Genomic DNA, 25,481 nt, shown 5'->3' on the forward strand with positions numbered 1-25,481 from the left:
GAAAGAGAACAGTCTGTGGTATCGTGTCGTCGCTCAACGCAAACGCCTCCGTCGTGGGGAAAGGTCCATAAGCACGGCCTTTGTACCACGCGGGGGCGTTTGTATTTCTACTGAATCGCAGTCCGTGATGAATTATTCAGGTTAATACGTGAGCAGCGGCCTGGGGCCGAGGCCGACGTTGACGCCCACGAGCGACAGCAGCGTGCTGCGCGAGGTCCTCTCCTCGTAGTCGCGGCCGAACGCGGCGAAGAAGTGCAGCCCTCTGCCCAGCCGCGCTTCGAAGATGCCCGCGGCGCGGTAGGTGTCTTCGCGGTCACCCGCCTCCCAGGCGCGGCGCACGGCTTCGGCGGACACCGCAACGTCCGCCCCGATCTGCCAGACGAAACGGCCGCCGAGATCCCAGGCCTGCGACGAAACACCGATCGACGATTCGCTTTCGCGAAGATACCGCGCAACGCCCACCAGCTCGATGACGGATCGGGCCACGCCGTCCTGCTCCTCGCCCGCATCTCCAACATCGCCGCCGCCAAGGCGGACACGATACGACGGCGTGATCCAGAACGCCGCGCGATCGAACCGTGCCTGTCCGAGGACGTCGGACGGCACCGCCCACGACCAGGCGCCCGCCACCGCCAGGCGCGCGCCGTAGCGGTCCGTATCGATCTGCTCGATCTCCCTCGCCAGGCTCTTCCGTCTCACCTCCAGCCGCGCGATCTCCTCGTCGGCCGCTGCGACGAGCGCGTTCAACGCACCGTCGGCATCGTCGAGCGCGCGCCACGCCGCGATGATCTCGTCAGGCGAGGCCGCCGATGCGAGCGCACGCGCCAGCTCGCGGCGGCGCGCGCGCATGGCCTTGAGCGCCGGCCCCTCCTCTTTCGCGATGACCGCGTCGCCAAGTTCCCTCAAGGCGGCCGCGAGCTCCCTGGCAAGCTCGAGCCCCTTCGGATCCATCGCCCCCTGGAACGCCGTGGCGCTGAAGCCGAGCGCGAGGCGGCTGCCCCTGTCCTCTGCCGTTTTCCCCTCGCCCGCCTTCCAGTCCGCCGACGCGATCGAAACCGCGACGGTGCGCGCAAGGCGCTGCGCAAACGTCGGCTTCGCGTACGAGTCGAACGTGAGCCGCGGGTGCCATCGCATCCAGTACGGCGTCAGCAACACGCCGAAGTTCTTCGGCAGCCCGTCGTCTTTTGCGAGCTGAGAAACCACGTTGACGACGAAGGCCTGCGGGCTGTCGGGACGTTCGATGGCGCTCGGCGAGACGCCGAGGAGCGTGATCGCGGCCGCGGTGGGCGCCTTCAGGTCGTCCAGTGCGGGCGCGGGCGCCACCGCCTGAGCTGAAACCGGCGCCGCGAGGCCGAACAGCAGCAGGCAGGCGCACGGCGGAAGCGAGGCGCTGCGGCTCACGACGGCTTCACGAACGTCACGGTTGTGGTGAAGCGCGCCGCATCGAGGTGGCTCGCGACGGCCGCCCGTGACGCGATGGTGAGTTTCTCCGCGCCGCCGGTCAGCACGTACTCGACCGACACGCGGTTGGTTGTCGCGAGAACATCCTGCACGAACGACTCGATCGTGACGGTGGATCCGACGAGCGCCGCTCCCGGCCCGAGCGGCACCGACAGGATCGACGCGCCGGCCGCCAGCTCGGCGTCGTCGCGAAATACGGCGATGGAGCCGATCTGGCCCGAGCCGATCGTGACGGCGAGCCGCACGTCACCCCGGCCGACCGCGTACTTCACCTTCTTCCGAACGCGCTTCATCGAGGGGCAAGAGGATATGGCCCCGGACACCTCGGCCGCAAGCAAAAGCCGCGTTGTCGGTGTTCGTCCTACAAGCACGCCGGCGCGACGACTGCCTACACTACCGGCGCATGAGAATCGCTGGGATGCGCGGGCGCCGCGTGGGCCGGGTGGCGACGGCGGGCTCGCTCACGGCGTTCCTGATCCGGCCCCGCCTTCCGTCGATTTCTCCTGCCGGCTCGATCTCCAGCAGCTCGGCGAGAAACGGATAGATGTCGATGTTCTCAACGGCATCCACCCTGGCTCCCTTGCGGATGCCGGGTCCCGTGACGAGAAAGATGCCGTGCATCGAAAGGAGCGCCGGATCCCATCCGTGCATGCCGGCGGGGAACCGTTCTCCGTCACGCTCGCGCGCGGACACCATGTAGTGCTCTTCCATCACGACGACGAGGTCGCCGATCCGCGGATCGGCGCGATAGTGCAGCCGCTCTGGCACGTCCTCGCGGAGGTACGCGCGGCCGTGCCGCAGGCGTGCGTTCAAATCGTCGCGCACCTGCCGCGCACGCTCGGGGCCGCCGCTCACGTGCAGGCTCGCGGTGGGGCCGGCGTCCAGCGCGATGATGTCCTTCATGTCGATGAGCGTCTCGAGGGCGACCGTGCGGTCGCGGCTCGATTCCGCCATGCCGTGGTCCGACACCAGCACGACGTACACCTGGTCGCGGATCGACAGCGTCTCGATCCCGTCGAGCAGCCGGCCGAGCGACGCGTCCACGCGCGAGAGCGCGTCGCGCACTTCGGGAGCCCAGGGACCGGAGCGGTGGGCGGCGCCGTCAACGTCGCTGAAGTACAAGGTCACCAGGCGCGGGCGCGTGTCGGGCGGGAGCCGCAGCCACTCGAGCACGGCGTCCACGCGATCGGCGTTCGGGATCCGGCCGTCGTACGTTTTCCAATACGTCGGACGGACGCCGCCGATCGCCGCTTCCGATCCCGGCCAGAAGAACGACGCCGCCTTCACTCCCTGTTTCACGGCCGTTGCCCAGATCGGCTCGCCGCGATACCACGTGCCGTCGGTCACCGCGTTCTGATCTCCCAGCGCATAGCTTTCATGGCGCGCCGGATCCCAGAACACATTCGCGACGATGCCGTGGTGCTCGGTGTAGAGGCCGGTGACGATCGTGTAGTGATTCGGGAACGTCTTGGTGGGGAACACCGGGACGAGCGCGCTCGCCCGCGCACCTTCGCGCATGGCGCGCTCGAATGCCGGCAGCGCGTAGCGGTCGAGATAGTCGGCGCGGAGGCCGTCGAACGACACGAGGATGACGTGAGACGGTCCGGGCAGCGCGGGCGCGGCCGCTGCGCCCGCCGGGCGGGCGGGCGCCGGCGCGCTCGCGCAGCCGACCGTGACGGCAACCAGGAGGATCGTGGAGAGTGCACGGACGACGTGTCGCATCGCGCTCAGACCCTCAGGTAATCCGCCTGCCAGTCGCGGATCATCTTCTTGATGGTTGTCTGATCGGTGATGCGATCGTCGAGCACCTTCGAGCAGAGGGCGGGAAGCTCCGCGTCGCTGGCGAAGCGGAGCGCGATCAGTTGCCGCACAGACAGCTCGGAAATGCGCGCGGCGAGCGGCGAGGGCAGCACCTCGCGCAGCCGGAGCCGCATCTCCAGGCGAATGATCCGATTCTGCACGGTCAACGCGAAGATGCGCGTGAACAAGTAGAGGACGATCAAGGCGATCGCCAGCAGCAGGCTGACGAGCGCGTCCCCTGAGAGACCGGTGACCACTCGGTAAACCCACCAGAACAGGTTCACCAGGAGCAGCCCGAAGGTCAGTCCGTGGTACAGCGGCACGATGCGCGCGTGGTTTGCGAACGTCTGCGGGCGTTGTGTTGCCATGCGCGACAGCATAGCGCACAGCTCTCGGGCACCGTCCAGTACCGCGGACAGGTGTCCCTTCCCTGTTGCTGCGCCGTTCGCGAATCGCAGCCTGAATCCAGCTCTGGCGTTTGGCACAACCGTTGCCCTCCGTACCGTTGGCCTGTTTTCGGAGGCACGTATGACCCGCATCAGACAGGTAACTCTCATCGCCGGGCTCGTCGCGATCCTGACCGGCACGTGGATCGGCGACGCCCACGCGCAGCGACGTGGCGTGCGCGTGCGGCGCACGGCCGCCTACGGCCACGTGTACGTCACACCTTATTACTCGCACCGGCCGTACTACTCGTACTGGTCGCCCTGGTATGGCCCGTGGCCGTACTGGTACGGGCCGTGGTACGACGGATATCCGTACCGGCGTTATCTGCCGGCCACCGGGGCGCTGCGCATCCAGGTGGAGCCGCGGCACACCCAGGTGTATCTGGACGGCTACTTCGTCGGCATCGTCGACGACTTCGACGGAACGTTCCAGCGGCTGCGCGTCGCGCCGGGCGGGCACGAGATCGTGCTGCACCTCCCAGGGCATCGCAATGTGACGCAGAAGCTGTACGTCCCGGTCGGATCGACGTACAACATCAAGCACCGCATGGAGCCGCTGGCGGCGGGCGCGCCCGAGGAGCCGCTGCCCAAGCCGGATCCCGAAGCCGCCAGGCGCGTGGAGGAGTTGTCGCCGGAACGCGGGGATCGCGACCCGTACGTGGACGACCGGCGCGTGCCGCCGGCGCGGCCGCGCGGTCGCGATCGTGACGATCGCGACAGGCCGGCACGCGAGTCGCGCTTCGGCTCAATTGCCATCCGTGTGCAGCCGCCCGATGCGGTCGTGGTGGTGGACGGCACCGAGTGGCGCGGCGCGGCGGATGATGACGGAGAAATCCTGATCCAGGTGCCGGCCGGGCGCCACCGCATCGAGCTGCGGCGCGACGGCTACGACACCTACACCACCGAAGTGAACGTGCGCGGCGGCGAGACGACGCCGGTCAACGTCCTGCTGCAATCGAGGGAGGAGTAGCGATGCGCGCGATCGCGGCAATCGCCGCACTTCTTCTGACCGCCACGACGGCGGGGGCGCAGCAGGCGCCGACCGTGCAACGCGTGTACAGCCGGTTCGTCGCGGGTCCTGATTACAAGATCACGGAGCTCGACGGCGACACCGGCCACCTCGCGGTTGTATCGGGCGGATGGCTCAGCGAGGAGCTGTTCTACCTCGGAGGCGCGTTCTACTGGCTCGCCAGCGGCGCGTCAGAGTGGGACCTTCACTACGGCGGCGTCGTCCTCGGGATGCAGATGCCGCAGGACCGGCGCATCGCATTCGGCGTGAAGGGGCTGGTCGGTATCGGCGAAGCGACGCGGACGGCGACGATCACCGGGCTGACCGGGCATCGCGACTGGCCAACGATGAATGTGGCGCCATTCCGCGCGCGGCCATCGTTCGACACGAACATGCCGTTGCTTCCCGGCGACCCGCGCGTGGAGCTGACCGACGCGTTCTTCGTGTTCGAGCCGCAGGCGACGGTGACCTGGAAGGCCACGAACCGGATCCGGTTCGGCGTGGGCGCCGGGTATCGATTCACCGGAGACGGCGGTCGATCCGGGTTCGGCGATCGCCTGAACGGCGCGACGGGCAGCGTGATGGTGCAGTTCGGCCTGGGGGGATCGTAGTCTCAGCGTGGCGGCCCCGGCGGCACGCCGGGGCCGCTTCCGCCCGGTCGAGGGCGCTCGCGGCGCCGTTTCTCCTGTTGCTTCTCGAACTTCGCGCGCTGTTCCGGCGTGAGGATGGCGGAAATCTCCGCATCGAGCTGCTGCCGCAATCCGTCGAACTGGCGGCGGTTGCCGGATTGAAACGCCTCCATCCGCTCGGTGCCACGGGTGAGAATCTCTTTCAGCTTCCGCTCCTGATCCCCGTTCAGATCCAGCTCGCGCGCCAGGCGATCCGCGATGTCCGTGGGGCTGGGGCGCCGGATGCCGAAGAGGCCTGGGCCGCCGAAGGGGCCCGGGCCGCCGCCGCGGGCGAACGCAGGACGGCGCGCGAAGATCAGGTGCCGATCGAGGGCGATGCCCGCGGTCAGCCCTACCGAGAACACGGCAAGCACGAACACCGCGAACCAGATCCGACGCGTGGTGAGATCCTTCATCGCACGTATTCCTCGTAAGCCGCCGCGAGCAGGTCGGCCCCGCTCGTCTCGGAGCTGACCAGCATCGCCTCGGTGTCGGTCTGCGCGGTGGCGGAAGCCAGCGCGTCAATCGGGCTGGCTGCCGTCACGGATATCCGTGAGGGCAGCCACGCGAGGAGCGCGAGCAGCGCGGCCGCGGGCGCGAGCCGGAGCGTCCACGCGCGCCAGTTGAGGAGATCCAGCACGCCGCCGCCCGGGGCGACGCGCGCGCGGACGCGGGCGGCGAAGTCCCGCGGCGCCTCCCCCATCGGCAGCTCGCCGAGGAGCGCCGCGATCGCCGACTGGCCGGCGATGGCCTGGCGGCACCCGGGGCACGACACGGCGTGCGCGTCGAGCGTCGCGCGATCGGAGGCGGCAAGCGTGCCGTCCGCGCGCCGCACGATCAGCGGCACCATCCGGTCGCAGGCCTTCAGGTCGTCCATGGTGTGCCCTCCATCATCCGGCGTCGTTCAGCAGCGGCGCAAGCGCGCGCCGCAGGCGCTGCCGCGCGCGAAAGATTCGCGATTCCACGGTGCCCATCGGCACGCCGGTCGCCTCCGCAATCTCGCGGTAGTCGAGACCGTGCACGTCGCGCAGCGTCACGGCTTCGCGCAGATCGTCCGGCAGCTCGCCCATCGCGCGCGCGATCGCGTCGCGGCGCACCAGTGTGGTTTCCGCATCGGGATTTGCGTCCGGCGGGTCGAACGGCGTGACGGCGTCCGCGCCGCTGTCACCCCACACCGGCTGATGCCTGGCGCTGCGCGCGCGGTGGGAGCGCGACGCGTTGAGCGCGATCCGGTAGAGCCAGGTCCGGAACGTGCTCTCGCCGCGAAACTTTCCCAGCGAGCGGTAGGCGCGCACGAACACCTCCTGGGCCAGGTCCTCGGCGTCGGCGGCCTTGCCGGTCTGGCCGCGCGCGAGGCCGATGATGCGCGCCTGGTAGCGCCGCACCAGCGCCTCGAACGCGTCCGCATCTCCTTCCGCCGCGGCCGTCACGAGAGGGGCGTCAGGATCGCCGGAAAGAAAGTCAGCCAAGCGGCACCGGTGAAGGCTCCCGAAGTGTACAGACTCCGGAGACCTTCAGTGTATGCGTATCCGCTACCGCACGCGCTCGTAGACGCGCCGGAGTGGCTTTGGCTCACCCGCGCCGCGCGGACCGCGAGACCCCTCCACCCTGGTGACGCGCTCGAGCCGCGACCCGTCCGGGCTCACCCGGTACGTGTCTGACACCTTCGCAGGCCCAAACGTGGATTCGATGATCAGGGCGCCGCCTCTGCACGTCGCTTTCACCTCGTGCTCGGCGCCGCCCGCGGTGGTCTTCATCGTCGTTCCTGTCACGAGCACGCGAGTGATGTCGCCGTTGTCGGCGGTAAACACCAGCTCGTCGTCGTGACGCGTGACGATCATCCCGTCCGGCGCTTGCATCACGAAGCGCATGGCGCCGCGCATCTTCGCCATGTCCTCGGGATTCGGCCGGTCGCCCCGCATGCCACCGCCACCGCCGCGCCCGCCGCCAACACCGGGAACACCCCTGCCGCCAGGCCGACCGCCACGACGGCCGACCTGTCCTTGATCCTCGTCCGGCGCGCTGTCCCCGGGTTCGGGCGCTTTCGGCGCGGCGTCGCCGAGTTCCGGGTTCAGGCGCCAGCGCCCGGTCAGATCGACCGGCGCGCCCTGTGCGGACGCCTCAGAGGCCAGGATGAGCGGCCCGGCGAGTGCCGTGGCCAGAAGAACCGCGATGGCTTTCATGCGTGATTGGCCCTCGTCACTTCAGACCGCGGCGCGGCCGAGTCTATTCCCGTGCCGGCGGGCGTTCGTCGCGCGTCGGCGGCGTCAGCGGGAGTGAAGGCTGGCGGCAACCGGCCTGTTGGAGGCTGCCGCCAGTGTTACGAGCCGGCCGGTCGGGCCGGCGGCCGTCGGAGAACGCGCGCAGCCGCAATCGCCTGCTCGAACAGCGTGTTCAGCGCATCCGGCCGCGACCGCCGCCGCGACGCGGAGGATCCATTGTCGCCATCTGCTGGCGCTGCTCGTCGGTCAGCACCGACGCCAGCTTGACCTGCGTCGCCACGCGGGCGCGAAGCGCGTCAGACTCGAGTCCGGCGATGCGCGTGGTGAGCGCCTCGATCTGGCCCGCGTCCGGCGTTGCGGCGCCGAAGATCGCCTTCCGCAACTCGCCGTGCGCGGCACGCAGCGCCTGCTGCGTGGCCTCGTGGTTTTCGCGCGTCTCGGTGACGATCGCCTTCACGCGCTCGCGCTGTTCGTTGCTGAGATTGAGATGTGCGAACGGCATCGAGCCGCGCATGCGCGGACCGCGAGGCTGTTGGTCCGGCTGACGGGCTGATACGCCGACAGAGACCAGCGCGACGGCAACCGCCGCGAGGGCCGCTGCCTGCATTCGGCCGCGCCACGTCTGAACGAGCTTCATGTCGTTTCCCCTTTCAGTCATCCGCCCGTGAGGGCGCTTACCGGATGAGACTCGGGGCGCGCCGTAAATATTCCCGCGCCTACGTGTTACGCTCGGTCGGATGTCCCGCGCGCGCGAAACCCTGCTGGCTGTACTCGTCTTTACCCTGCTCACCGTCGTGATGACCTGGCCACAGGCGGCGAAGCTGGGGACGCACGTGGGCGCGCACTTCGATTCGTATTTCAGCATGTGGCGGCTGGCGTGGATCGCGCACCAGCTGCCGCTCGCTCCCACCGAGCTGTTCGAGGGCAACATTTTCTACCCTCAGCGATTCGCGCTCGCGCTGTCCGATCCGATCCTGCTGCCCGGCGTCGTCGCCGCTCCGCTGCTCTGGGCAGGAGTTGAGGCGGTCACGACATACAACCTGCTGATCCTGCTGAGCTTCGTGCTGTCGGGAGTCGCGATGTGGATGCTCGCCTCGCGGCTCACAGGATCGCCGGCGGCGGGATGTCTGGGGGGGATCATTTACGCGTTCGCCCCGTATCGATTCGAGCACTATTTCCACCTGGAGATCCTCTGGGGTTTCTGGATCCCGATCGCGCTCCTGGCGCTCCACCGCGCGTGCGAGCGCGGCAGGCTCGTGGACGGCCTGCGTACGGGCCTGGTGGTGATGGCGCAGGCGCTCTCGTGCCTGTATTACGCGGTGTACCTGGGGATGACGCTGATGCTGGCGGGGCCGCTCCTGGTGCGGTGGCGGGATCGCGATCGGGCGCGCACGCTCACCGGCCTCGCGCTCGGCGCGGCAGCGGCCGTGCTGTCGGTCGCCGTGTACGTGCAGCCGCTGCTGACGATACGCAACGAGGTTGTCCCGCGCGAAGAGGCGGAGGCCGGGCGCTACAGCGCCGCGCTTTCAAGTTATCTCGCCGCCCCGCCCGAGAACCGTGTATACGGATCGCTCACAAGTGGCGTCGGCGGCCCTGAGCTTCGCCTCTTTCCCGGGCTCGCCTCACTCGTGCTCGTCGTCGGCGCGCTGCTGCGGCCGCGTCGCTGCGCCCTCGTGTACGCGGCCATCCTGGCCTTCGCCTTCGCCGCGTCGCTCGGCACCAACGCGCCGTTCTTCCCCGCGATACGCGGCGCGTCCGATCTGGTGACGATGCTGCGCGTGCCGGCCCGATTCGGCGCCGTCGTGCTGTGTGCGCTGGCGGTGCTCGCGGCGATGGGCGCCGCATCGCTGTTTTCCTCGATCGGGTCGTCGCGCCTGCGCCGCGCCATCGCGCTCGCCTTCGGCGCGGCCATGCTCGTCGAGTACAGCACCGCCGTGCGGCTCGAAGCGGTGGAGCCGCCGGGGACCGTGTACCGATGGCTCGCCACGCAGCCGCGCGGGCCGGTCGCGGAGCTGCCGATGCCGCTCATCGACAAGCTTCCCGGCCGCGATGCCGAACGCGAGTACTACTCGTCGGTGCACTGGCAGCCGCTCCTCAACGGCTACAGCGGCTACTACCCGATTTCGCACAACGCCCTGCTCTTCTACATCTCGGTGTTCCCCGGGGGCCACTGGATCGACATCCTGCTCGGCCGGGGCGCGCGTTACATCGTCGTTCACGAGCGCGACATGCCCGCCGCGCGCGCCGCAGACGCGCTGCAGCGGCTCGAGCTGCACCCGAGGCTTCGGCGCGTCGGCCGTTTTCCGGACCCGAACGATCCGGCATGGGTGTTTGAACGGATTGGTGACCCGTGAAGCTGCGGTTGCATCGGCGGACCTGAAAGGCCAGCACCCAGAACCTGTGCACCGCTTGTGTCTTCAGAGCGTCAGCTCGAGGAACGACGTGCCGTTGACTGGATGTTCGTTGTAGGGAGGGATCTCCCTGAAGCCGAGCGACGCGTAGAGGGCGCGCGCAGCCGTCATCGGCTCGAGCGTGTCCAGCCGCATCCGGTTGTACCCCAGCTTGCGGGCCTCCGCCAGCAGAGCGTCCACGAGGTGGCGTCCGAGGCCATGGCCGCGCGCCGACTCGCGCACGTAGAGGCGCTTCATCTCGCACACGCCGGGCTCCAGGGCCCGCAACCCGACGCAGCCGACCGTCTCACCGTCGGTGGATCGCGTCGCGAGGAAGAGCGCGCCGCGCGGATGCCCGTACATTTCCGGTAGAACGTCCAGCTCCCGATCGAAGGACTGAAAGCAGATGTCCGGGCCGAACTGGCTGATCGCGCGCCGATACTCGCGAAAGAGCTGCCGGGCGATCTCGAATTCCTCGGCGGTGGTGGCGCGGCGGATGGCGAACATGGAAAAGCTCAACCTCCCAGCACGCGCTTGGCCTGCGCGTTATGGCGAATGACGTGCACGGTCGCCCATTCCCCGATCTGGTAGACCGAGATCTCGCCGACGGCGGATGTCTTCAGCGTGTAGCCGCCGCGCTCCGGAGCGAGCGAGGCGAGCGCACTCCGGATCGATTCTGCAGACGCCTGCAGCTTTTCGATCGCCGCTGCCATCGTCACGTGCGACGGCGGCTGCAGCTGCGCCGGGGCCTTGAGTTTTGGCGCCGCGCCGCTCCGAATCGTGCCCCAGTCGCGCTCGACGAAGCCGGCGGCCGCGGGCACCGGGCCCTTGATGGCGCCCGAGATCAGCCCGGCGAACGTCTCGTTGACCAGCGCCACGTGCCAGGCGATCTGCGCCGCGCTCCAGTCCCCGTCTCCCGGCACCGCCTCGCCCCGCGCGCCGGCGCGGGACAGGCGTTCCAGGAACCGCTCCATCGCACGATCGAAATCGCCGGTGGCCCGGGCGATGCGGGCGTCGTGGGTCTCGGGCATCCCCATATCTTAGTAAAGTCGACCAATCGCCCCTTCGTCTCGTCTGATGAAATCAGCATGGCAGACGTTCTCTGGCGGGATCTCCGGTACGCGACGCGTGTCCTGCGCAAGAGCCCAGGTTTCGCGTTCACGGCCATCCCAGCACGGTCCCTGCGCTGCGCATCCTGGGGCTGAATCCCTCGGAAACACTCAGGGCTGAATAGCACACGCCCGCGCCCGGCGCCGGCTGAGCCCGCGAGCGGGTATCCTGCGCATTACCGAGTGATGCGGCCCGCTCCCGCGCTCGTCGCCGGCGTCCTGTTTTTCGTCTACTGCGCGGCCACCGCCGCCGCGCAGGGACCTCGCCGCCGCAATCGTGTCCTGGCGGGGGCGGCCGTCGGCCTCCTGTGCGTGTGGGCGTGGGCGATGGTCGAACCATGGACGATCCCGCACGACTGGTTGATGCCCCCGATCGTGCTGCTCGTGGCGTACTGGACGAGCGGCGCGCTGTTCACGTCTCCATCGCGCCGCTGGGAAGCGCGGTTGATGGCGCTGGATCAGGCGCTCGACATTCGCGGTCGATCCGCGCGCGCGCCCCGCGTGGTCGCGGAACTGCTCGAAATCGCGTATGCCGGCGTCTACCCGCTCATCCCGGTCGCGCTCGCGCTGCACCTGACGATGACGCCGCGGCCGGACCCGGACCGATTCTGGACGGTGATTCTCATCACCGACTTCATCTGTTTCACGATGTTGCCGCTGATTCAAACGCGGCCACCCAGGGCGCTCGAGGACGGGGCGCCCTGGCGGTCGTCGGTCCGCCGCCTGAACACGGCGCTGCTCGGCGCCGCCAGCATCGGAGTGAACACGTTTCCAAGCGGCCATGCGGCTGAGGCGCTTGCGGTCGCGCTGCTGATGCTCGACGCGCCGATGCCGGTTGTGTCGTGGATGCTGCTCAATGCCGCGGCGATTGCAGCAGGCGCGGTATTCGGACGGTATCACTATGCGGCGGACGCGCTCGCCGGGTACGCCGTCGCGCTCGCCGTCTGGTGGCTGCTCTGAGGGCGGCTATTCGTCGGACTTACGATCGGCGGGTTGGTCGTCGGCCTTCGTACGCGGCTGCGAAACGTACCGGCCGCGCCGGTTTCGCGTCGTCGAATCGCGGAACTCCTCGCGCTCGCGCCGCGTGGCGATCGCCAGCTCGCGCAACTCGCGGTTGAGTTCTTGAATACGATTCTCGGATCCCAAACTTACACCCTTGGGGCACATTTCGCAGGCACAGGCCCCGGCGGCGACCGCAGACTGCACAACGTGTGCCCCCCTCAAGGGGCGTTCAGAATCGTAAGTGTCCCGAGCGCAGCAGTTTAGGAAGATCCGATATCGCGCGGACGCGAGGACAGTCGGCGTCCCGGTAGAGGTCGGCGGCATCCACCAGCAACGGGTACATACCGGCCGCGCGGGCACCGGCAACATCGACGTGGTACAGGTCCCCCACGTGGAGGGTTTCTTCCGGACGCGCTCCGGCCCGCTCCGCGGCGATCCGGAACAGGCGCGGGTCCGGCTTCTCGACGCGCTCGAGGTACGAATCCACGATCACGTCGAAGAACCGGCTGAGATCGAGGCGATCGAACAGCGCATGAAGCCGCCCGTTGGCGTTCGACGTGACGATCAACGTCAGCCCCTGCTCCCGGAGAAGCGCGAGGGCGTCGCGCGCGCCGGGCGTCACCGCCTCCCAGAGGTTGGTCTGCGTGTGATAGACCTTCAGCTCCTCGAGCGCCGCGTCCGTACGGTCGGACGCGGCGATGCCCGCCCCTTCCAGCACGAGGTTGAAGTACAGCCATCCGCGCGTCTGATCGTTTGTCGCGTGGATCGTGGGCGGATTATCGAATCGATGCTTCGGCCGTTTCAGATCTTCCCGCCGAAGTAGGACGGCAGCGGCAGGCTGCGCATCGTGTGCAACCCCGGCGAGGCGACCAGCACCTTCGGGATCGAGTTCACCGCGATCGACGCCGTCGCGACGTCGCCGTGGAAGCCCCCGCCCACTTTCTGCTGGATGCGCGGCGAGCCCTCGATGGTCACCGAATCGTAGGTCTCGGGAGATCCGAGGTACGCCTCCATGTGGAGATGGATGATGGTCCTGCCGTTCTTGACCCCGTAGCCATCCTGGACGATGCCGCACACGTAGCCGGGGTCGACGGCGAGGAACTCGCTCGCCACCGGCTGGTCGGCGATCTTCGGCTGGATCTCGTCGGTCACGCGATCGAGCTTCCATCCCATCGCGTCGGCAATCATGTTGACCGACTCGGTGAGCCCCACGTGGCGGACGGTGCCCTCATCGACCTTCTTCTGGAACTGTTCGCGCGTGAGACCGGACCCGATCTTCTGCTGGAACGGCAGGCGACGGATTCGCGCGTCCTGGATGCGGTCGATGCGGATCGAATCCACTCGCTCGCAGATCGCGGTCAGCGCGATCGGCAGCGCGTCCATGGCGAAGCCCGGGTTGACGCCGGTGCCGACGATCGCGACCCTCTTCTTCTTCGCCAGCTCGTGAATCTTGCGGGCGATCTTCAGGTTCGCGCCTGCTGGATACGACAGCTCCTCGGTGGTCGACACCACCGGCACCTTCAGGCTGAGGATGCCTTCGAGCTGGGGCCAGACGGTCTTCAGCGACGAGTTCGTACAGTGCACGACGACGTCGGGCTTCGCGGCCTTGATCGCTTTGCGGGCGTCGGCGCCGACCTTCACCCTGAGCCGGCGCCCAACGCCGGCCACCTCGCCGAGGTCGCGGCCGGTCTTCGCGGGATCGATGTCCACCGCGCCCACGATCTTGAACCCGTCGCGCGAGGCGACCTGGCGCACGACCGCCTGCCCGATCGGGCCGAGACCATAGTGCAGCACACGAATCGGCAGCTTCTTGAATGCCATCGAGAAAGACTCCTGTAACGGAATGAACACGCCATTATAATGCGCGGGCAGTGGGCAGTGGGCAGTGGGCAGTGGGCAGTGGGCAGTGGGCAGTGACCAGAGGCCAGGTACGATGATTGAGCGACTGCTGGTGAGCGGTGGAGTGATCCTGGCCGTGGCGGCGCCGGTCGCGCAGGAGGCGGCCCCCGGGGCGCTTTCGCCGCGTAACGCCAGCTACACGATCGCCGCGCGGCTCGATCCCGCGCGACGGACGATCGACGGCACCGAGCGCATTGCGTGGCGCAACATCACGGCGTCTGCAACAGGCGAGCTGCAGTTCCACCTGTACTGGAACGCCTGGCGCGACACGCGTTCGAGCTGGATGCGCGAGCGCCTGCTTGCCGGCGGACGCGACCTGGCAGACCGCCCGCCGCAGGACCGCGCGTCGATGGACATCTCGTCGATTGCCGTCAACGGCACCACGCTCCCCTTCACCTACATCGCGCCCGGCGACGGGAACACGGACGACCGGACGGTGATTCGTGTCGCCCTGCCGGCCGCGGTACCGCCGGGGGGCGCGGCGGACATCCGCGTCACCTGGCGCGCCCACGTGCCGCGCACGTACGCGCGCACGGGCGCCATCGCGGACTACTTTTTCCTCGCGCAGTGGTTTCCGAAACTTGGCGTCCTGCAGGACACCGGCTGGAACTGTCACCAGTTCCACGCCGCGACCGAGTTCTTCTCCGACTTCGGCACGTACGACGTGAGCCTCACGGTGCCAGACGGCTGGATTGTCGGCGCCACCGGGCGAGAGCAGAGCCGCAAGGCGAACGGCGACGGCACCGCGACGCACCGCTACCGCCAGGACGACGTGCACGACTTCGCCTGGACGACGAGCCCGGACTACGTGGAGTTCAGGCAGACGTTCCGGCACGCGACGCTTCCCGCGGTGGAGATGCGCCTCCTGCTGCAACCCGAACACAAGGGGCAGGAGCAGCGTCACTTCGACGCGACGATCGCCGCGCTGCGGTATTACGGCGAATGGTACGGCGCGTATCCGTACGGCCACGTGACGGTGATCGATCCGGCCTGGCAGAGCGGCGCCGGAGGGATGGAGTACCCGACGCTCTTCACCGCCGGGTCGCGGTGGATGGCCCCGCGCGGCGTGGCCTCGCCCGAAGGGGTGACGGTGCACGAGGCCGGCCACCAGTTCTGGTACGGCATTGTCGCGAACAACGAGTTCGAGCACGCGTGGCTCGACGAGGGGTTCAACACCTTCTCCACGGCGCGCGCGATCGAGCAGGCCTTCACGCCCAACTACCTGGCGGAACGCTACTTCGGCGGGTTCGTGCCGTGGGTGTTCCGCGACATCGCGATCTCGCGGGCGACCGACGGGAACCGCCTCGGCGGCTATCGTTCGGCCGCACGCATGGACGCGCAGATCACGCCGACGTTTCGCTATTGGCCGCCCACCGCGGGCGCGATCACGTACAACAAGACCGCGACCTGGCTGCACACGCTCGAGCGGCTCCTGGGCTGGGACACGCTGCAGACGATCATGACGACCTACTTCCAGCGCTGGGCGTTCCGGCACCCCACTCCGGAGGATTTCTTCGCGGTGGCCAACGAGGTGAGCGGGCGGGACCTGACGTGGTTTTTCGATGAGGCGGTGCGCGGATCGCACGTGTTCGATTACGGCATCCAGCTGCTCAGGAGCGAGCACGACCGGGAGCGCGACCGGCACGACACGGTCGTCGCCGTCCGCCGCTATGGAGAGGCGATCTTCCCCGTTGACGTGCTCGTGACGTTCGAGGACGGCAGCACGGCGCGCGAGCGCTGGGACGGACGCGACCGCTGGACGATGTATCGCTACACGCGGGCGGCGAAGGCGAAGCAGGCGGTGGTGGATCCGGATCGCGTGCTGCTGCTGGATCTCAACTACACCAACAACAGCCGCACGCTGGTGCCGCGCGCCGGGGAAGCGTCGCGGAAGTGGATGCTCACGTGGGTGGCGTGGGCGCAGGATCTGCTCATGACGTACGGGTTTTTCGTATGACAGAGGCCGGAGGCCAGAGGCTGGAGGCCAGGTTCGGCATCCTTTCGTGCTGGCGGGATGGCGCGCGGCGGGTCACCGGCGCGCCGTCAATCGTCTTCGGCGTCTGGGCGCTGTCGCTGCTGCTCGCGCTTCCGCTCGGCGTCGTCCTCCGCGGCTTGATCCGCGATTCGCTCGGCAGCAGCCTCGCCGCCGATGCGGCGGCGGAGGGCGTGAACTACGACTGGTGGAACGAATTCCTCCAGGCCACCGGCGGGATCGGCACGACGTTCGTTCCGTCGATCATCGGCTTCGCCGCGCCGCTCCGGAACCTCAGTGACGTGATGGACAACGTGCCGCTCGCGGCCACGCTGACCTCGGTGGTCGTCGCGTGGCTCGTCGTGTGGGCGCTCATCGCCGGCGGCGTGTTCGACCGGTACGCGCGCGCCCGCACCACGCACACGCCCGCGTTTTTCGCGGCGTGCGGCGTCTTCTTTTTCCGCTTCCTGCGGCTGGGCGCGATCGCGGCCTTCGCCTACTGGCTGCTCTTCCGCTTCGTGCACGGGTGGCTGTTCGTGTCGGTGTACCCGCGCTGGACGAGGGACCTCCCGGTCGAGCGCGACGCCTTCTTCATCCGCCTCGGCCTCTATCTCGTCTTCGCCGCGCTCCTCGCGCTCGTCAACATCGTCATCGACTACGCGAAGGTGCGCGCCGTCGTGGAGGACCGGCGGTCGATGATCGGCGCGATCGCGGCAGGCGCGCGGTTCGTGGCCCGCCACCCGCGGGCGGCGGTGGGCCTGTACGTGCTCAACACGCTGGTGTTCGTTGCCGTGCTCGTCGCGTATCGGCTCGCCGCCCCCGGCGCGGAATGGCGCGGCCCGGGCATGTGGGTGGCCTTCGCGATCGCGCAGGCGTACATCGTCGCGCGCGTGTGGGCGAAGCTCGTGTTCGCGGCGTCCCAAATCGCGCTGTTCCAGTCGCGCCTGGCGCATGCGGGCTACGCCGCGCTCCCCGAACAGCGCGCGCTGGAACCGCCGATCGTCGAGGCGCTGGGCCCCGCGCCCGCCCCGCCGCCGCGGGTCTAAATTTAGGACGGGCGCCGGCCGAGCCGGCACGGGCCGGCGACTTTTTTGTTATCCTGCTGGTCTCCATGCCGGATTTCGTGCAGAACGCGCGCATCCTGATGGTCGATGACGAGGAGCCGAACATCCGCGTGCTGTCGCGGACGCTCGTGCAGGCGGGATACCGCCACCTCTTCTCGACGTGCGACTCGCGCGAAGCCCGCCAGCTCTACATCCGGCAGCGGCCGGATCTGATCCTGCTCGACCTCCACATGCCGCACCTGGACGGGTTCGAGGTGATGGAGCAGCTGTCGCAGATCGCGGAAGCGACCTACCTGCCGATCCTGGTGATGACGGCGGACCTCGACCCCGAGACCAAGCAGCGCGCCCTGTCGATGGGCGCCAAGGACTTCGTCTACAAGCCGTTCGACCCGATCGAGGTGCAGCTCCGCATCCGGACGCTGCTCGAGACGCGCTTCCTCTACCTGCGCATCCAGTCGCAGAACCACATTCTCGAGGCGAAGGTGCGCGAGCGCACGCGCGCGCTCGAGGACGCGCAGATCGAGATCATCGAGCGGCTCGCGATGGCGGCCGAGTTCCGCGACGACAACACCGGCCAGCACACGCAGCGCGTGGGCCAGACCTCGGCGCTCGTGGCGCAGCAGCTCGGGTGGCCCGACACGCAGGTGAACCTGATCCGGCGCGCGGCGCCGCTGCACGACGTCGGGAAGATCGGCATCCCCGACACGATCCTGCTGAAGCCGGGAAAGCTCACCGAAGACGAGTTCGATCTGATCAAGACCCACACGCTGATCGGCGCGCGCATTCTATCGGGCAGCCGCTTCCCGCTGCTGCAGATGGCGGAACAGATCGCGCTGTCGCACCACGAGCGCTGGGACGGCGGCGGCTACACGCCCGGGCTGAAGCAGGACTCCATCCCGCTGCCCGGCCGCATCGTCGCCGTGGCGGACGTGTTCGACGCGCTCATGCAGCAGCGCCCGTATAAGCCGGCCTGGCCGCTGTCCGAGGCGATCTCCGAAATCGAGCGGCAGCGCGGGCTGCAGTTCGACCCGCGCGTCGCGGAGGCGTTCCTTCGCGTGATGGAATCGAGCCGGTCGCCGGTGACTTCCTGATGACCGACACAGCTGAACGTCTCGTGAAATGGCTGGACACGCAGCTCGCCGCCTCCGGCGCCCGCGGGTTCGTGGTGGGACTGAGCGGCGGGATCGACTCGGCCGTGGTGGCGCGATTGTGCCAGCTGGTGCGGCCAGACACGACGGTGTGCGTGCTGCTCCCGTGTCACAGCGACCCGCAGGACGAGGCGGACGCACGGCACGTCGCGGATCACTTCGCGCTGCCGGCGGTCCGGATCGATCTCGCGCCGGCCTACGACGCGCTGCTGCGCGGCGCGCGCGACGGCGTGGCCCCGCTCCTCGCGCTCGAGCACGAGCAGCATCCGCCGGATGACATCCGCGCGCGGCTGCCGGTCGCCAACCTCAAGCCGCGGCTGCGCATGACGACGTTGTATTTCGTGGCCAACACGTTCAACCACCTCGTGGTCGGCACCGGGAACCGCAGCGAGCTCACGATCGGGTACTTCACGAAATACGGCGACGGCGGCGTGGACCTGCTGCCGCTCGCGAATCTGGTGAAGAGCCAGGTGCGCGCGCTGGCGCGCGAGCTGGGAGTGCCCGAGCGCGTAATCGACAAGCCGCCGAGTGCAGGGCTCTGGCTCGGGCAGACAGACGAGGCGGAGATGGGCTTCACGTACGCCGATCTCGAGCGGTATCTCAGCGACGGCGCCAGCTCTGTCCCCCCGGCGGTGGCGGTGAAGATCCAGCGGCTCGCGCGCGCGTCGGATCACAAGCGCGCGCCGACACCGGTGCCGGGGGAGTAGACACGTTCGGTTCACGCCCACCGCCCATGCCCCCTCACAACCCCGCGCCAAGGACGGCGGGCTCGGTCTCCTGTCCGGCGAGCGCTTCCCGTGCCGGGCGCCAGAGGCGTTCGCGGGCGGCGAGCGCGGTCTCGCGCAGCCAGGCGTCGTCGCTCGCGAGCAGCGTCGTGATGGCGGCTTCCACCGAATCAATCTCCGCGCCGACGAGGCGGTCCGCGAGCCTCACGCGCTGGTCCGCGGTGACCTGCGGGTCAATCAGCGGCAGCAGCAGCTGCGCGAGCGCCGGGGGCAGCGACCTCTCGACAAACTCGACGGCGTTCGCGCGCACGGCGCGGTCCGCGGCGCTCACGCCGACGTACGCGCTTTCGAAATCCACGGCCGGCGCCAGGAGCGCGAGCAGCCGGAAGATGCGCTCGACCTCGTGTTCCATCGAGTGCCGCAGCCCCCTGACCACCTCCTCGCTCTCCTTCGCCTGTTCGATCGCCGCGAGCACCTGGTAAGACCGGTAGTGCCCGGTAATCTCGGCGGCCAGCACCAGCTCGATCACGCCGGGATCGACTGTCGCGTCCGGATGCGCCAGCTGCAGCTTGTTGAGCGACGCGATGATGCGGTAGCGCAGCGCCGCGTCTCCCTGCAGCAACGCATCGACCAGGACCTGCTCGGCAGCCGGCGTGCCGATGCGCGCGAGCACGATCGGCAGCTCGCGGCGCGCCTCGAGCGGCAGGCGCTCGTCGTGCAGCCCTGCCTTGATGTACGGCAGCGCGCGATCGCCGATGCGCGACAGGCCGTCGATGACGGCCGGCGCCGCGCCGGCGCTGGCCAGGTGCGGAATCAGCGACGGCGCCAGCGTGGCGCTCCCGAGCTTCCCCGCCGCCCGGGCGGCATGCGACAGGACGTCGGGGTCCTCTTCCTGCGCCGCGAGGAACAGCGGCAGCTCGTCCTCGAACGCCTCGGGCCGCAGCTCGACGAGCCGCGCCGCCTCGTGGCGCACCCGCGGCGCGTCCGCGCCGGTCTCGTCGATCATCGCGCGCAGGATCAGGCGCGCGGCATCCACGTTCTGCGCGGGTCCGGGCGCCGCCAGAAAGGCGGCGGTGCTGGCGCGGATCGACAGGTCGGGGAACTCCTCCAGGTTTGAGATCGCGGCGAGCGGATCGAGCCGTCCATGGCGGCTCAGGTACAGCAGCGCCTCGGCTCGCGTTTCCAGGTCCGCGTCGTGCATCAGCAGCTCCACGTCCGATGCCGCGCCCGTGTCCCCCGACTCGTTGAGCAGGCGCAGCGCGCGGCGGCGGATGTCCGGGTTGTGGGCACGCAGCAGCGCGCGGAGCGCCGGCAGCGACTGGGCGTCGCGCTGCGCCTCGAGCGCGCCCAGCGCGTACAGCACCCGGGCTTCGTCCCTCGATCGCAGTTGGCCGTCGATCGCGAGCGCCCCGGTCCGCTCCACCGCGGCCGCGGCCGCGCGCTCCGTCTCGATCCGGTGATGGAGGATGCTCTCGCCGATCGCCGCCACGTACTCCGACCGGAGCCGCCAGGCCACGAACACCCACGCGGCCAGCACGACGGCGTTGATCGCGGCGGTGCCGCGCAAGCCCCACCCGAACCCACCGAGCCCGAAGAACCCCTTGGTCGCGATGCCCAGTATGACGGCGCCAATCGCATCCGCCACCCGGTTGACGACGATGTCGATCGCGGCGCGGATTTGCGATCGGCCGCGCCCGGCGAGCGGCAGATACAGCAGCTCGTAGCTGGCCTTGTCGACCGAGAACCTGAGCCCCTGGTCCACGCCGAAGGTGAAGAGGACCGGCCAGAACACCGGGACGAGCAGGATCAGCCCGCTGCCCGAGAGGAGCGCGAGCGGCAGCAGCATCAGCGTGTAGGTCATGCCGAACCGGCGCAGCACGGGTCCGGTCAGGAACAACTGCATCGCGAACGCGGCGACGCCCAGCGACACGTTGAACCCGCTGAAGAAGGCGGTCAGGCGGTCGGCGTCGCCGCCATAGCGCGCGGTCGCCTCCATGCTGAACTGGAAGCCGATCCACTGGGTCGCGATCGCCACGAGGAACACCATCGCGGCGATCAGGCGCAGATACCGGCTGGAGGCGATGGTCTGGAGCGATCCGCGGAATGACGGCAGCGCCTGCCCGAGCGCGCTCGCGGCGGGCCGTCTGGGCATGCGACGCACCGCGGCGCTGACGATCAGGGCGGCCGCGGCAATCAGGACGGCGAGCACGAGGAGCAGGTTGACCGTGCCCCCCATCGGCCCAATCAGCAGCCGGCCGAGGGCGCCGCCGGCGATCCCTCCCAGCGACGCGCCCGCGCCGACCAGGCCGAACAGCCGCTTCGCCTGCCGCGTGTCGAACAGGGTGCTGACGAAGCTCCACGCCTGCACCGGCGCAATCACGCCGAAACAGTTCACCCAGACGTAGAAGATCGCCGGGAGGCTCCAGATGCGCGCGAAGGTAAACAGCGCCCAGAACAGCAGCACGTTGCCGCAGAAGAACCACAGGCTGAAGACGATCATCGCGCGCTGGCCGATGCGCCGGGCGACCCGGGCGGACAGCGGCACCAGCAGCGACAGCACGACCGGCACGGCCGCATACACGTAGACGAGCGCGTACGGGCCGTAATCCTGCAGAAACAGGCCGTTTCGAACGGGCTTGGCCAGCAGGAACGACGCGACGACGACGGCGACGTAGACGAAACTGAAGACGACCGGGGCGAGCTCTCCGCGGCGGATGTCGAAGAACCGCCGTATCCGTGGCACCATAGAGGCGGCGCCCGCAATTTACCACGCCTGCGATAGACTGCGCGTGCTCCATGCTCACGCGACTGCTCTCGCCCGTGGCCGAGCTCCGCGAGGAGGAAGGCACCACCGCGGTGCTGATGTTCGCCTACGCGCTGCTCGTGATGACGGCGTACAACATCCTCAAGCCGATCACCCGGTCGAAATTCATCTCCGACCTGGGCGCGGACAACCTGCCGTACGTCCTCATCGGCGCGGCGGTGCTCATCGGCGTCATCATGGCCGGCTACACGCGGCTGATGGGCCTGATGCCGAAGCGATGGGGGCTGCCGATCGTGCAGTTCTCCCTCGCCGTCGTGCTCGTCGCGTTCTGGTTCCTGTTCCGGACCGACGCCGAGTGGGTGTCGATCGCGTTTTACTTCCTCGGCCTGCTGCTCGGCATCCTCCTGATCAGCCAGTTCTGGACGCTCGCCAACGTCGTGTACGACGCCCGGCAGGCCAAGCGGCTCTTCGGGTTCATCGGCGGCGGCGCGCCGCTTGGCGGCATTCTCGGCTCGTTCATCCTCACGCGCTACGCGGGACGGATCGGGACGACGAACCTGCTGATCGTCAGCGGGGTCACGCTGAGCATCGCCGCCATCGTCGCCGCGATCATCATCGGCCGCGAGCGCAGGCAGGCCATCGACCTCTCGAGCGAGGAGGACACCGTCAGCAGCGGCGAGGCGCTGCGCCTGCTTCGCCGTTCGCGTCACCTCCAGATCATCGCGCTCGTGATCAGCTTTGCCGCGATCGGTGCGGCGATCATCGAGCAGCAGCTGAACATGGCCGCCGAGGTGGCCAAGGGACAGCAGGCCACCGACGCCATCACGGTGTTTCTCGGGAAGGTCCAGCTCTGGACCTCGTTCATCGGCTTCGTCATTCAGGTCTCGCTCACCAGCCGCATCCACCGGTTCCTGGGGATCGGCTTCGCGCTGATGATCCTGCCGGTCGGCCTCGGCACCAGCGCGCTGGTGATGCTGTTCAACCGTTCGCTGTGGGCGCCCGGCTTCGCGCGCGTGCTCGACCAGTCGTTCCGGTACACCGTGGACAAGACGACGCGCGAGATCCTGTTCCTGCCGCTGCCGGGGGAGGTGAAGTACCGGGCGAAGCCGTTTGTGGACGTCACCGTGGACCGGTTCGCCAAGGGCATTTCCGCCGCGCTGCTGCTCGTCCTGATCAAGCCGTGGGGCTTCGCCCTCGACTGGCAGCGTCTCTCCTATGCGAGCCTCGCCATCATGGCGCTGTGGATCGTGATGGCGCTGCGGGCGAAGCGGGAGTACCTCTCGGCGTTCCGGCGCAGCATCGAGCGGCGCGAGGTCGAGACCGCCGAGCAGCGCCTGGTGGCGGCGGACCTCTCGACGGTCGAGACGCTCGTCGAGGAGCTGGCGCACCCCGACGAGCATCGCGTGTTGTACGCGATCGACGTGCTCGAGTCGCTCGACAAGCGCAATCTCGTCACCCCGCTGCTCCTGCGGCACGAGTCTCCCGCGGTGCGCGCGCGAGCGCTGGGCGCGCTGGCCCGGACGAAGCCGGAGACCGTGCGGCGATGGCAGCCGTCGGTCGAGCGGATGCTCGCGGACACCGACGCGGACGTGCGCGCCGCGGCGGTGGCGGCGCTCGCCGCGGGCCGGGGCGAATGTGCCGCCGACTTCGCCCGGCCGCTTCTGACCGATCCCGACCGCCACCTCGTCGTCACGGCCGCGACGGTCCTTGCCGACAGCGACGAGCCGGCGGACGTGCGCGCGGCGGAAAGCGCGCTCGCCGCTGTCGCCGCCGACACGCGCGCGGAAGCGGCGCGCGCGCGGCGCGACGTCGCGGTCGCGCTCCGCCACATCGCCAACACCAGCTTCCGGCCGCTGCTCGTGCCGCTCCTCTACGACGGCGATGTGTCCGTCGCGGAAGAGGCGATGCGCTCGGTCGGCGCGCTCGGCACGAGCGAATTCATCTACCTGCCGACGCTCGTCGCGCTGCTGCGGAACCGGCGCCTGAAGGCGGCCGCACGCGACGTGCTCGTCGGCTACGGCCCCGAGGCGCTCGACCCGCTGGCGCATTTCCTCGCCGATCCCGACGAGGATCCGTGGGTGCGCCGGCACCTGCCCGCGGCTATCGCGCGCATCGGCACACCGCGCGCGGTGGAGATTCTCGTCAGGGCGCTCGACGACCCGGACGGCTTCCTGCGTTACAAGGCCATACAGGCGCTGGAATGGCTTCGGCGCGAACGGCCCGGCCTGGCGTGCCCGCGGGAGCCGGTCGAGAAGCTGCTCGTTCGCGAGGCGCGTCATTACTTCGCGGCGCTCACCGCGCACGACAGTCTCTTCGTGCGGCAGCACGTGACCGGCGACGGGCTCCCGATCCTGGCGCGTGCGCTCGAGGAGAGGGCGCAGCGGACGCGCGACCGCATCTACCGCCTGCTGTCGCTCCTCTACCCGTGGAAGGACGTGGACGCCGTGCGCTGGGCGCTGGCGCACGGCGACGCCCGCGCGAAGTCGAGCGCGTCGGAGTACTTGGACAACGTGCTGACGGGCGCCGTGCGGAAGGCCGTGATGCCGGCGCTCGAGGCGCTGCCGCGCGAGGAAACCATCCGCCGTGGCTACGTGCTGCTGCGCTCCCGGCCGCGCGCCACCGAAGAGACGCTGCTCGAGCTCATCAACGACGAGGACCCGGTCATCGCTGCCTGCGCGATCGATCTCGTCAGCGAGATCGGCGAATGGAGGTTGAAGGACGACATCGAGCACGTGCTCGCGCACCGCGACGTGCGCGACTGGTACGTGTTCGAGTCCGCCTCGTGGACGCTCGCGGTCCACCGCGTGGGGAACGCGCGGCGGCAGGAGCTGTGGCGCGAGCCGCTGCCCGCCACGGTACTGGCCTCGCGGCTGCGGAAGTTGCCGTTGTTTGGATCGGTCTGGATCGACGAGCTGTTTCGGCTGGCGAGCACCGGCCGGCAGTTGCGCCAGGAGGCGGCGCGCACGCTGCTGCAGGAAGGCAGCGCGCCCGAGGCGGTGCACATCCTCCTGGAGGGGCAGGTCGTCTGCCGCCGGCGCGGCGCGCCGGACGAGGCCGTCCAGGCGCCGGCCGCGCTCGGCCTGCGCGAAACCCTCGAAGGACGCGCGGCGGCGGCAACCGTCCGCACGGAAAGCGCCGCGGTCACGCTGGTGCTGCCGCCCGAGGACGTGCGCACGCTCATCGCCGACAACCAGGACCTGATCGACGGGCTGCTCCGCACGCTTGCAGGCGAGGAACTGACCGGCGACACGCGCCGCCTCATCGTCCGCGGCGGCGCGCCCGCGGATCTGCTGGCGCTTGGCGCCGGTGGCGTGCTGCCGGTGGAGAAGGTGCTGCTGCTGCAGCGGCTGCCGCTCTTCTCGATGGTGTCAGCCGACCAGATGCTGTACGTGGCGGCGATCGCGAAAGAGCGGGCGCTCGAGGCGGGCAAGGAGGTGGCGGCGGAAGGAGAGGCCCCGGCGATCTACTACGTGCTCGACGGCGAGCTGTCCGCGGTCCCCTCCGCGCAGGACCCGCGGGATCCGGGGGCGCGGAGCCTGCCCCAGCCCGCGGCTCCAGGGGACGCGGTCGGGATCTTCGAGACGCTCGCCGGTCGGCCGATCGGCCGCACGCTGCACGCCGCGCGCGACGGCGTCGCGCTCAAGATCGACCGTGACGACTTGATCGATCAGCTCGGTCATCATCCGGCGCTGGCGCAGCAGGTGTTCGCGTCGCTGTTCGATCTGATCGATCGCGGAGAGGGAAAAGGGGGACAGTCACACTTTTCGTAGCAACAGTCCCGGAAAGTGTGACTGTCCCCCTT

The 25,481-nt window shown here is 69.2% G+C and carries 24 protein-coding genes; 9 read left to right on the top strand and 15 right to left on the bottom strand.

Features of this window, described 5'->3' with window-relative positions; translation table 11 throughout:
* Positions 1-141: 141 nt before the first annotated feature.
* From HYU53_01505 to HYU53_01520, 4 genes are all read right to left on the bottom strand, one after another.
* Positions 142-1,401, bottom strand: coding sequence for a hypothetical protein (locus HYU53_01505; GenBank protein ID MBI2219865.1), 1,260 nt, complete (start codon positions 1,399-1,401; stop codon positions 142-144).
* The gene (locus HYU53_01510; protein MBI2219866.1) at positions 1,398-1,754 is read right to left on the bottom strand and encodes a hypothetical protein; all 357 of its coding nucleotides are present in this window, start codon (positions 1,752-1,754) and stop codon (positions 1,398-1,400) included. Before HYU53_01510 ends, HYU53_01505 begins: the two co-directional genes overlap by 4 nt.
* A 100-nt stretch (positions 1,755-1,854) precedes the next feature.
* A complete protein-coding gene (locus tag HYU53_01515) occupies positions 1,855-3,183 on the bottom strand; it encodes an alkaline phosphatase family protein (protein MBI2219867.1) in 1,329 nt (442 codons plus the stop codon).
* Between the two features lie 5 nt (positions 3,184-3,188).
* The gene (locus HYU53_01520; GenBank protein ID MBI2219868.1) at positions 3,189-3,629 is read right to left on the bottom strand and encodes a hypothetical protein; all 441 of its coding nucleotides are present in this window, start codon (positions 3,627-3,629) and stop codon (positions 3,189-3,191) included.
* A 160-nt stretch (positions 3,630-3,789) separates the two neighbouring features.
* Between HYU53_01520 and HYU53_01525 the strand changes: the two genes are divergently transcribed.
* Entirely contained in the window at positions 3,790-4,677 is an 888-nt protein-coding gene (locus tag HYU53_01525) for a PEGA domain-containing protein (protein ID MBI2219869.1), read from the top strand.
* Positions 4,678-4,679: 2 nt separating this feature from the next.
* Positions 4,680-5,327 (top strand): hypothetical protein, encoded by a 648-nt coding sequence (locus tag HYU53_01530; GenBank protein MBI2219870.1) that lies wholly within the window; start codon positions 4,680-4,682, stop codon positions 5,325-5,327.
* Positions 5,328-5,329: 2 nt separating this feature from the next.
* Here the strand turns inward: HYU53_01530 and HYU53_01535 are convergent, their stop codons facing one another.
* The 5 genes from HYU53_01535 to HYU53_01555 all read right to left on the bottom strand — a co-directional run bounded on the left by HYU53_01535 (position 5,330) and on the right by HYU53_01555 (position 8,243).
* On the bottom strand, positions 5,330-5,800 hold the full coding sequence (locus HYU53_01535; GenBank protein ID MBI2219871.1) for a hypothetical protein: 471 nt from the start codon (positions 5,798-5,800) through the stop codon (positions 5,330-5,332).
* Positions 5,797-6,261, bottom strand: coding sequence for a zf-HC2 domain-containing protein (locus HYU53_01540; protein MBI2219872.1), 465 nt, complete (start codon positions 6,259-6,261; stop codon positions 5,797-5,799). The genes HYU53_01535 and HYU53_01540 overlap by 4 nt, the downstream gene beginning before the upstream one ends.
* 13 nt (positions 6,262-6,274) lie before the next feature.
* Positions 6,275-6,814, bottom strand: coding sequence for a sigma-70 family RNA polymerase sigma factor (locus tag HYU53_01545; protein MBI2219873.1), 540 nt, complete (start codon positions 6,812-6,814; stop codon positions 6,275-6,277).
* A 102-nt stretch (positions 6,815-6,916) separates the two neighbouring features.
* Positions 6,917-7,567 (bottom strand): hypothetical protein, encoded by a 651-nt coding sequence (locus HYU53_01550; protein MBI2219874.1) that lies wholly within the window; start codon positions 7,565-7,567, stop codon positions 6,917-6,919.
* A gap of 211 nt (positions 7,568-7,778) precedes the next feature.
* Positions 7,779-8,243 (bottom strand): Spy/CpxP family protein refolding chaperone, encoded by a 465-nt coding sequence (locus tag HYU53_01555; protein ID MBI2219875.1) that lies wholly within the window; start codon positions 8,241-8,243, stop codon positions 7,779-7,781.
* 157 nt (positions 8,244-8,400) lie between these two features.
* Here HYU53_01555 and HYU53_01560 point away from each other — a divergent pair, with 157 nt between their 5' ends.
* Positions 8,401-9,960 carry a hypothetical protein gene (locus tag HYU53_01560; protein ID MBI2219876.1) on the top strand — a complete coding sequence of 520 codons (1,560 nt, stop codon included), beginning with the start codon at positions 8,401-8,403 and terminating at the stop codon, positions 9,958-9,960.
* A gap of 63 nt (positions 9,961-10,023) precedes the next feature.
* Here the strand turns inward: HYU53_01560 and HYU53_01565 are convergent, their stop codons facing one another.
* Together HYU53_01565 and HYU53_01570 are read right to left on the bottom strand one after the other, a co-directional pair.
* Complete coding sequence (locus HYU53_01565) at positions 10,024-10,503, bottom strand: GNAT family N-acetyltransferase (protein MBI2219877.1); 480 nt, start codon at positions 10,501-10,503, stop codon at positions 10,024-10,026.
* An 8-nt stretch (positions 10,504-10,511) separates the two neighbouring features.
* A complete protein-coding gene (locus HYU53_01570) occupies positions 10,512-11,027 on the bottom strand; it encodes a DinB family protein (protein ID MBI2219878.1) in 516 nt (171 codons plus the stop codon).
* Positions 11,028-11,288: 261 nt separating this feature from the next.
* On the opposite strand from HYU53_01570, the gene HYU53_01575 reads away from it, so the two are divergent.
* Positions 11,289-12,065 carry a phosphatase PAP2 family protein gene (locus HYU53_01575; protein MBI2219879.1) on the top strand — a complete coding sequence of 259 codons (777 nt, stop codon included), beginning with the start codon at positions 11,289-11,291 and terminating at the stop codon, positions 12,063-12,065.
* Between the two features lie 6 nt (positions 12,066-12,071).
* Here the strand turns inward: HYU53_01575 and HYU53_01580 are convergent, their stop codons facing one another.
* From HYU53_01580 to HYU53_01590, 3 genes are all read right to left on the bottom strand, one after another.
* Positions 12,072-12,311, bottom strand: a complete 240-nt coding sequence (locus tag HYU53_01580) for a hypothetical protein (GenBank protein MBI2219880.1) — start codon at positions 12,309-12,311, stop codon at positions 12,072-12,074.
* 25 nt (positions 12,312-12,336) lie between these two features.
* Entirely contained in the window at positions 12,337-12,825 is a 489-nt protein-coding gene (locus HYU53_01585) for an HAD-IA family hydrolase (protein ID MBI2219881.1), read from the bottom strand.
* A gap of 83 nt (positions 12,826-12,908) precedes the next feature.
* Positions 12,909-13,928: a dihydrodipicolinate reductase gene (locus HYU53_01590; GenBank protein ID MBI2219882.1), complete on the bottom strand. Its 1,020-nt coding sequence runs from the start codon at positions 13,926-13,928 to the stop codon at positions 12,909-12,911.
* Between the two features lie 112 nt (positions 13,929-14,040).
* Here HYU53_01590 and HYU53_01595 point away from each other — a divergent pair, with 112 nt between their 5' ends.
* The 4 genes from HYU53_01595 (at position 14,041) to nadE (ending at position 18,897) form a co-directional block, all read left to right on the top strand.
* A complete protein-coding gene (locus HYU53_01595) occupies positions 14,041-15,963 on the top strand; it encodes a M1 family metallopeptidase (GenBank protein MBI2219883.1) in 1,923 nt (640 codons plus the stop codon).
* A complete protein-coding gene (locus tag HYU53_01600) occupies positions 15,960-17,024 on the top strand; it encodes a hypothetical protein (protein MBI2219884.1) in 1,065 nt (354 codons plus the stop codon). Before HYU53_01595 ends, HYU53_01600 begins: the two co-directional genes overlap by 4 nt.
* A gap of 65 nt (positions 17,025-17,089) precedes the next feature.
* Positions 17,090-18,133 (top strand): response regulator, encoded by a 1,044-nt coding sequence (locus tag HYU53_01605; protein MBI2219885.1) that lies wholly within the window; start codon positions 17,090-17,092, stop codon positions 18,131-18,133.
* Positions 18,133-18,897, top strand: a complete 765-nt coding sequence (gene nadE / locus HYU53_01610; GenBank protein MBI2219886.1) for an NAD(+) synthase — start codon at positions 18,133-18,135, stop codon at positions 18,895-18,897. The genes HYU53_01605 and nadE overlap by 1 nt, the downstream gene beginning before the upstream one ends.
* Before the next feature lie 34 nt (positions 18,898-18,931).
* Here the strand turns inward: nadE and HYU53_01615 are convergent, their stop codons facing one another.
* Complete coding sequence (locus HYU53_01615; protein ID MBI2219887.1) at positions 18,932-21,661, bottom strand: hypothetical protein; 2,730 nt, start codon at positions 21,659-21,661, stop codon at positions 18,932-18,934.
* A 50-nt stretch (positions 21,662-21,711) separates the two neighbouring features.
* Between HYU53_01615 and HYU53_01620 the strand changes: the two genes are divergently transcribed.
* Positions 21,712-25,449, top strand: coding sequence for a HEAT repeat domain-containing protein (locus HYU53_01620; GenBank protein ID MBI2219888.1), 3,738 nt, complete (start codon positions 21,712-21,714; stop codon positions 25,447-25,449).
* The last annotated feature ends 32 nt before the right edge of the window (positions 25,450-25,481 follow it).

The organism is Acidobacteriota bacterium (assembly GCA_016184105.1).
Classification (GTDB): Bacteria; Acidobacteriota; Vicinamibacteria; order Vicinamibacterales; family 2-12-FULL-66-21; genus JACPDI01.

Bases quoted from the DNA above. Each gene is read 5' to 3' on its own strand.
- HYU53_01510 (MBI2219866.1), bottom strand. From the start codon at position 1,754: ATGAAGCGCGTTCGGAAGAAGGTGAAGTACGCGGTCGGCCGGGGTGAC.
- HYU53_01515 (MBI2219867.1), bottom strand. From the start codon at position 3,183: ATGCGACACGTCGTCCGTGCACTCTCCACGATCCTCCTGGTTGCCGTC.
- HYU53_01520 (MBI2219868.1), bottom strand. From the start codon at position 3,629: ATGGCAACACAACGCCCGCAGACGTTCGCAAACCACGCGCGCATCGTG.
- HYU53_01525 (MBI2219869.1), top strand. From the start codon at position 3,790: ATGACCCGCATCAGACAGGTAACTCTCATCGCCGGGCTCGTCGCGATC.
- HYU53_01530 (MBI2219870.1), top strand. From the start codon at position 4,680: ATGCGCGCGATCGCGGCAATCGCCGCACTTCTTCTGACCGCCACGACG.
- HYU53_01535 (MBI2219871.1), bottom strand. From the start codon at position 5,800: ATGAAGGATCTCACCACGCGTCGGATCTGGTTCGCGGTGTTCGTGCTT.
- HYU53_01540 (MBI2219872.1), bottom strand. From the start codon at position 6,261: ATGGACGACCTGAAGGCCTGCGACCGGATGGTGCCGCTGATCGTGCGG.
- HYU53_01550 (MBI2219874.1), bottom strand. From the start codon at position 7,567: ATGAAAGCCATCGCGGTTCTTCTGGCCACGGCACTCGCCGGGCCGCTC.
- HYU53_01555 (MBI2219875.1), bottom strand. From the start codon at position 8,243: ATGAAGCTCGTTCAGACGTGGCGCGGCCGAATGCAGGCAGCGGCCCTC.
- HYU53_01565 (MBI2219877.1), bottom strand. From the start codon at position 10,503: ATGTTCGCCATCCGCCGCGCCACCACCGCCGAGGAATTCGAGATCGCC.
- HYU53_01570 (MBI2219878.1), bottom strand. From the start codon at position 11,027: ATGCCCGAGACCCACGACGCCCGCATCGCCCGGGCCACCGGCGATTTC.
- HYU53_01590 (MBI2219882.1), bottom strand. From the start codon at position 13,928: ATGGCATTCAAGAAGCTGCCGATTCGTGTGCTGCACTATGGTCTCGGC.
- HYU53_01595 (MBI2219883.1), top strand. From the start codon at position 14,041: ATGATTGAGCGACTGCTGGTGAGCGGTGGAGTGATCCTGGCCGTGGCG.
- HYU53_01600 (MBI2219884.1), top strand. From the start codon at position 15,960: ATGACAGAGGCCGGAGGCCAGAGGCTGGAGGCCAGGTTCGGCATCCTT.
- HYU53_01605 (MBI2219885.1), top strand. From the start codon at position 17,090: ATGCCGGATTTCGTGCAGAACGCGCGCATCCTGATGGTCGATGACGAG.
- nadE (MBI2219886.1), top strand. From the start codon at position 18,133: ATGACCGACACAGCTGAACGTCTCGTGAAATGGCTGGACACGCAGCTC.
- HYU53_01615 (MBI2219887.1), bottom strand. From the start codon at position 21,661: ATGGTGCCACGGATACGGCGGTTCTTCGACATCCGCCGCGGAGAGCTC.
- HYU53_01620 (MBI2219888.1), top strand. From the start codon at position 21,712: ATGCTCACGCGACTGCTCTCGCCCGTGGCCGAGCTCCGCGAGGAGGAA.